This is a genomic window from Halovenus aranensis (assembly GCF_900100385.1).
Lineage (GTDB): Archaea > Halobacteriota > Halobacteria > Halobacteriales > Haloarculaceae > Halovenus > Halovenus aranensis.
Map to the genome: position 1 here is coordinate 1 of NZ_FNFC01000037.1, position 5,752 is coordinate 5,752.

The 5,752-nt window shown below is 51.2% G+C and carries 4 protein-coding genes; 3 read left to right on the plus strand and 1 reads right to left on the minus strand.

Annotated features, from left to right (window positions below):
- A partial coding sequence (locus BLR34_RS17185) for a hypothetical protein (protein WP_092704925.1) occupies positions 1 to 1,560 on the plus strand: 1,560 nt, incomplete at its 5' end.
- Between the two features lie 33 nt (positions 1,561 to 1,593).
- Positions 1,594 to 2,961, plus strand: a complete 1,368-nt coding sequence (locus tag BLR34_RS16310; protein WP_092704927.1) for a hypothetical protein — start codon at positions 1,594 to 1,596, stop codon at positions 2,959 to 2,961.
- Positions 2,962 to 3,569: 608 nt separating this feature from the next.
- On the opposite strand, the gene BLR34_RS16315 is transcribed toward BLR34_RS16310, so the two are convergent.
- Complete coding sequence (locus BLR34_RS16315; protein WP_092704929.1) at positions 3,570 to 4,844, minus strand: IS4 family transposase; 1,275 nt, start codon at positions 4,842 to 4,844, stop codon at positions 3,570 to 3,572.
- Positions 4,845 to 4,986: 142 nt separating this feature from the next.
- Between BLR34_RS16315 and BLR34_RS16320 the strand changes: the two genes are divergently transcribed.
- Positions 4,987 to 5,752 (plus strand): FtsZ/tubulin family protein (locus BLR34_RS16320; RefSeq protein ID WP_176765365.1); only part of this gene is annotated, 766 nt, incomplete at its 3' end.

Below are 5,752 nucleotides of genomic sequence, written 5' to 3' on the forward strand. Positions count from 1 at the left end.
ATGGGGGTCGCCCAAATCGATCGCAACCAACTGGAAGCTGAGTTTGCGATCGTCAAAGACGCTCGGGAACTTCACTTAGAACACGGCGGTTGGCTTACCGATAATACCGAAGACTTTTCTGACGAGTTAGTGAACCTCCATGAGGGCGACCATCGATTCGAGATCATGGGTTCAGAACCCAATCCAGGAATCGATGTTAACTTCGAGTGTTCGTTCCGAGACTCGATGATCGAACGAGATATTCAGAAACAACAAAAAGAGCTTACTGAGGAATTAGCCCAAACATTCAGTGCTGCTCTCTCCAACGAGGAATTAGTCCCAGAGAAGTCAAGCACAGCAAAGATTCCAGCAAAGGAATACGACTGGGAGCAAGTCGTGGAAGATGAGTTGAAAGGACTCATCGACGGATCGGAATTCGAAGATGCGGGCGAACTGCTCGGTGCATTACTTGACGAAGCAGAGCGAGATGGCGACGCTGACCCGTTCGCGATCCCGCAGTCAGAGGTTGAGACAGACTCCGAAATCATCACCAAATTGTTTGAGGCCTATCTCCAACCACTGGGCGAAACCGTCGGCAACCTCAAGGAAGACCTCTATAAACTGAAGAATGATGATGATGTCGGCACAATCGATCGATTGAAACGATTGAAAGGGATTGCCGAAGGTCCAGGAGCAGTCGCTGGCGGTGTAGAATTGCCACAGCCAGACCCCGAGATCACAGACGAGGACGAAGTAACGGGGAGTGACATTGCAAGCCTCGAAAACCCCTACGATATCGAATTAGAGAGCAACTCTTCCGGTGATGAAGAGACAAACCCCTATCGAAAACAACGCAACGTGTCGCCCGAAGACCTTGCCGAGGATGCTGAACACGTTGGCGACACGGATGTCTGGGAGAATAACAAGGACAAGATACTCGGTGATTTCGCAGTTGCTGTCGGGAACTTAGATGATGAGCGTGTGCCGCTGAACGAGCCTGAGCCAACGTCACGTGGCGAGGAGGTTTCGCGATTCTACGAAGGAATGCGCTTCCGTTCGGTGTACCTCTCTCCGCAATTTGATCGCGATGCCAGCATAAGCGGTGCGCGATTCGAGGAGGTATTTGAGGGGCTGCCGTTAAATAATAAGAACCAGGCCGGAAATCTGTACTCGGCAGAGACGTATGATTCCGGCCACCCCGACGAGTTTACCATGGTATTGTTTATCGGCGGCATTATCTTGGACAATCTCGCGCCGGCGACGAAAATGAATGGTTACAAGGACACGTTCGATACCCGCTACAACGAACAGGAGTTCCCGGGTGCATTCCAAACAATTGGCCTTGGGGCACGGTGGGACACGTGGAAGGTCCTCGGGCAGTGGGCAGAGCAGGAAGCCGCTGACCAAGAAATCGAGGACGCGTACGGTGCCTACGTGTACCGCGACGAGATTCGTCGGATGGACGAGGACTTTGTCTCCGAAATCATGCAACGCGATGCTAACGAAGACGCGACTACGGCCGACATCCTCCTTGATATGTACGACATTGACCTCTACGAAAGTACTGTTCAACCAGAATAAGAAGTAGATTAAAATTAAAACTGTTATTGATTAATGGCCCTCAAAGATAAGTTAGAGATTGGGATAGTAGTTGTTTCTTTCATTCTTATAACAGTTACTATCCGGGAAGTTGGTCGAGCGTTGGATGAACTCTGGCGAAGTGGCATCATATTCAAAGTGACCTCAATTCTCGCAGCGCCTGTTGGAGGAAATATAGACATCCCTATTGCGATCTATGCGGGCCTACTAGTCGGACTGTTCCTGCTATTCTGTGTGGATTCCACGAAGCGAGTCCAAGGACTCCTCGTGTTGATTGCGACAGTCTCATTTCTTCCTATTCTCTGGGATACGCGCTTGATAAACAGTTCTATTCGAGAACCTACGGCACTTATTCTCGGCCTTATTGGGGGGCTTCTTGTTGGTGCCTCTCTGTCCTATTCCCGATGGTATGGGACAAAACGGCCAAGCGATTTGACGCTCCTTGAAAAAATCAAATGGGTACAATTCCCGGCAGCGACAGGGGGCTTCTTTTATATACTCTCGTTACTTGTTCTTACGATTGGTGTGAACTTTGCATTCTATGCGTCGGAGACTGCGCGTGGATTGCTCGTTGCCGGTTCCTCTGTCCTGTTCATTATCTCCCTATCGGTGTTCACGACCTATGAATACGAACGGCTGATAGTCCCCATTTCTTCGGCAGCCAATTTAACCGAGGAAAGATACCATCCATACGTCGTCGGAGGGTTGTACGCAGCAACAGGGGACCGTGAAGGGTTTCCAATCAGCGGCGCAAATTGGGGAGATATAAGATATGTGAACAACGTGGCGGGTCTTCCCGCAACACTACGGCGATGCAAGTTTGGGTTCCTCCAACCCCTATACGGAATCAAATGGTTTGTTCGTACTGTGATCATCGAGATCGATGAGCAGTGGACAGTTGAGAACCTTCCCAGCAACTATGACACAAATCCTAGGGTTCATTTACTCGCACTTCGATGGATACGACATTACCTCAAAATCACCGTAGTCCCTGGACTACTCGATTATATATTGGAAGTAGGGACGTACACGAAAGGAGACTTGTCGAACAGATTGACACACGCAGATAAAATCATGCTGATTACGCGGACGCCGAGGAACGCGGATGATGTTGACGAGAAAACACGTGAAAAGTTCGAAGAGGTCGTTGAACGGCATACAGACGATTTCACGACGGATGTCGTAGTGGTTACTACACAAGCGCGTCCCGTCGCAGATAGTGAAAGGGAGGATGGCTATCCTCTTGCTAACCGCCAATTCAGGTTGATGATCAAACGTCGATTGGAACTTGACGGGTATGACTGCACAATTATTCCGGTAGACCGGTTTAACGTAGAGGATGCGGAAGGATTTGATGAACTTCGCGAAAAGTTAGCTGAATGAAGCATAGTTGCGGGCATGTAATTCTCGATTGCGTACCAAAGCCATCCACGTCAATATTCCAGAAGAACAGACGCAGTGTATACAAGTTGATGAGATGATATCAAAACGCACCAGTCGGTTCACGAATCAGTCGAGGCAGCTGTTCTGAACGCCTCAAATTGACCGCCCTCTGTATGTTTGGCGACAACTCCTTGCCACTACCGCGGAGTAACTGACCGCAGGGTTGATTCCCTGTTCTATGTGAGCAATATCAATCCAACGAAGGTTGTTGAATACTACTGGTTCGCCCATCTGTCCACGATCGACTGCGAACTGCTCGGTTAACCAACAGCAGCCACTGGTGACGCCAACACGTCAATTCCACTCGTCTCTATCATCCATTAGCGGCATGTTTTATACAGTATGACAGATTTAGCCAGAAATTCTTGAACGGTGCTCTCTCGAGAAATCTATACATTTTTATCAATTTTGGGCGACAGTTGATGACTGAGAGCGCATATATTTCGACAGCCAATACGCTCAGACAACCACACTGATTACGCAATTCGTAGGGCACGATAGTGACTGTATTCTGTCACAATATTTATACTGTAGTCATTGGTCTTTAGTTAGGCCTCACACCTCGGTTGCGTAGCGGTAGCAAGCGTCTCCTGTAAGATCGGTCGCTGCTTGTGGATCTTCTGTGCGTCTTCGATCAGCCTCTCCAGCAATGGCGGAGGCGAGTAGCCGAGGTACTCGCCGAGTTCGTGGAGGATGAGCTGGGCGTGCGACCGGAAGGTCGCCGCCCAGCGTTCCGGCGGAAACACGATTTCGTCGTCGGCTTGCTCGGTGACCAGATCCAACAGATCACGGCTTACCAACAGCGACAGCAACGCTGCGTACAGCAGAATCTCCTCGATGTACGTCTTGCTCGTATCGAACTCATCCAAGTTGTACTGCGTCTTCAGCTCACGAAACAGCAGTTCTACCTCCCACCGACATCGATAGATCGTTGCGAGATCCGCTGGCAGGAACTCCTCTCTCGGCAGGTTCGTGATGCACAAGTGGTAGTCGTCGGCGTCCTCGTCGCGGACGCCGACGACGCGGAACGTCTTCGTGTCCCATGACTGCGTGCCCGCGTACTCGCGTCGCTGAAACGTCGCTTCAATTTCGACATCGATATACTTCCGGCAGAGGTCGTCCACGACATCCTGGATCTGTTCGCCCTCCAAGGGAATGGCGTCGCCACGCCATTCCCGTAATTCCGCCGTTATCTCTGGATTTGCGTTCGGTTTCAGCCGGCTCACAAAGTAGCCATCGTTCTCGTCAATCAGCGCAAAGCGGCGGTACTTGAAGTACGCTTGGTCGAATAGTACCAACCGGTCTTCGAGCCACGATCCTGTGGAAAATTCGGTGCTGTCGTGTGCTTTCTCATCAGTGACGTTGAACCGATCAATCGTCTGGTCGGTGACGTTGTGGAGCAGGTGGAGCCGCGCTCCACCCTGCTCCCCTCGCCGTGGTTCGAAGTCCTCTGAAAGAAACCGATGCAACCGCAACACCGTGCCGTCGGCGATCATCACGTCACGGAACCGGTCAACATCGACGTCAACAGCGTCAGGAACAGCGACCTCGTCGATACCGTGCTCGACGAGGTCGCAGAGATACTCCGCAAACGTCGGCGTCAACCGCTGATGGAATCCGCCGGGTGAGAGTGTCTCATCGGCAGTGGCGTTGTAACTGCGGCGGAACCCATCGAGTGTTCGGCTCTCGCCTGCGGCGAAGCCGAACACGAACGACCACACGAGGGCGGGCACCTGTGTCTTCCTGTCGCGTTCGACCACGCCGAGTTCCTCGGCGTGCTCTTCGAGGAACTCGGAAGGAAACAGTGTAGTGAGCCGACGCATAATCTGAGGTGAGGAGGTTTCGTTGTGCACACTCGACACCTCCTCATTCCTTCCGAAAAGTAGCCTCGATAAGCCGCCGCTGTCACGCGGTTCGTCTCCTAACGAAAGACGTATGATACTGTAGTTAGGTATGTGTGATATTATGCCACGTTGCAAAACACCTGATGTATTAATTGGACTCGGTGGTGGTGGGAGCAAGGTTGTGTACCGTTACATGCAGCAAGAGTGGTTGCTGGAGGAAGTGTTCGAAACAGACGACTATGCGCAGGATGACCCTGGTAAATTACATGCCATTACTATTGACACCGCGCAAGACGACGTGTGGCAAGATGAACGCGCCGAAGATGCTATAAACACGATTCACAAAGTCCTACCCGACAAGTATAATACAAATGATGGAATTTTAGAGTTAAATGGATATCCAAAGGAAAAATCAGCGAAACCAACCATTATCCCAGAGATGGTTGGTAACGCTTGGACGGGACAAAATTTGACAGACCCTGTAGCGATAGGAGACTTACTCAATCGAACGGGACTAAGGAGTTGGTGGCTTGAGGAGAACAAGGAGCCGATTTCGAATTTCGATGCGGAGGGGGCGTTCAGCGGTGGGGTGTTGCGGAACCGGTCAGTCAGTAAAGCGCTGTATCACGTCGCAGAAGGCACTGACAATAGTGTCGTGCCAGATCACAACCCAGACGACCACGTCGCAGTCGTCGCAGCACTCGGCGGTGGCACCGGCTCCGGAATGATCTTGGACCTCGCAGAAGAATTGACAGCACAGACCAAGCATCTCTATGCCATCATTCCCAACGAAAACGCGAGAAAAAACGAATTAGCTAATGCCCATTCGGCCCTCTCGGAACTTGAGTATCTCCAGTTGACCGACGAATTGCCGTTTGCCACGGTCA